This is a genomic window from Klebsiella sp. K5-45 (genome assembly GCF_030128605.1).
In the GTDB taxonomy this organism is placed as follows: domain Bacteria; phylum Pseudomonadota; class Gammaproteobacteria; order Enterobacterales; family Enterobacteriaceae; genus Klebsiella; species Klebsiella quasipneumoniae.
This window is the reverse complement of sequence record NZ_JAKUZW010000061.1, coordinates 1-802: the sequence shown is the minus strand read 5'-3', so window position 1 is coordinate 802 and position 802 is coordinate 1. Positions and strand designations below refer to the sequence as shown.

Below are 802 nucleotides of genomic sequence, written 5' to 3'. Positions count from 1 at the left end.
GGCGCCGTCGTGTGGAGGGCAAGACCGGTGATAATCAGGTTTCTCAGCAGATCCCCACGCAGACGGGATGACGCTTCCGTCAGCACACTTTCCACCCGTTCCCCACTCCGGCCATTCTGAAGCGTCAGGGTGTAACGCCGGCGCTGGTATTCTGTCTCCGGTGACACGGGCAGAGCTGCCTCACCATTTTCGGGCTCATCCGGAAGGCCGGTGAGTGAGGACCAGGTTCCGGAGACCAGGGCCATCACGGCGCAAAGGCGGACAGCGCTCAGTTGCCCGGCAAAGAACACCGGGATCAGCGCCGGTAAACGGGCATCCACCTGGTATACCACCGCCCCGGCGGTGGCGGCGGTACGGATGAACTCACCGCGCAGGGGCTGTGAGATGGTGCTGATGGTTGCCATTGCCGCGATGTCGGTGCGATCGTCGCTGTGCAGATAGAAAGAATACTGGCCGTCCGGCACGTTTAGTCCTCTTTATTGTAAAGGGCAATCTCCCTGGCCAGCGCCATCTGCGGATCGCCTATAACCTCGATACGGTCAGGAGCCAGAGGCCAGGCCTGACGGATAGCTTCTTCTATGAGGGAAGCCCCTCCCCCGACCAGGAATACCCGGTTAACGTTCCTGAAGGCCGTCAGCTCACTGGTGACACGCGCCCCCAGGGAAGTGATCGCCTCTGTTATTTTGTTCCGAACCTCGTCGATTTTACCGGCATCGTTGATCACACGCTGCAGATACTGACGATCATTGCGGTTGCGGATGATAGTGTCAGCGATGAGGGCGCTGGTTTCGCTGTCTGCCGC

General features: G+C 60.1%; 1 protein-coding gene and 1 pseudogene. Both read right to left on the bottom strand.

The window, feature by feature from the left end; translation table 11 throughout:
* Positions 1 to 464, bottom strand: a 464-nt coding sequence (locus MKS11_RS27455; protein ID WP_284109802.1) for a plasmid partitioning/stability family protein, incomplete at its 3' end; no start/stop codon positions are given.
* A gap of 2 nt (positions 465 to 466) precedes the next feature.
* Positions 467 to 802 (bottom strand): annotated as a pseudogene (locus tag MKS11_RS27450) (plasmid segregation protein ParM domain-containing protein); the annotation flags it as partial.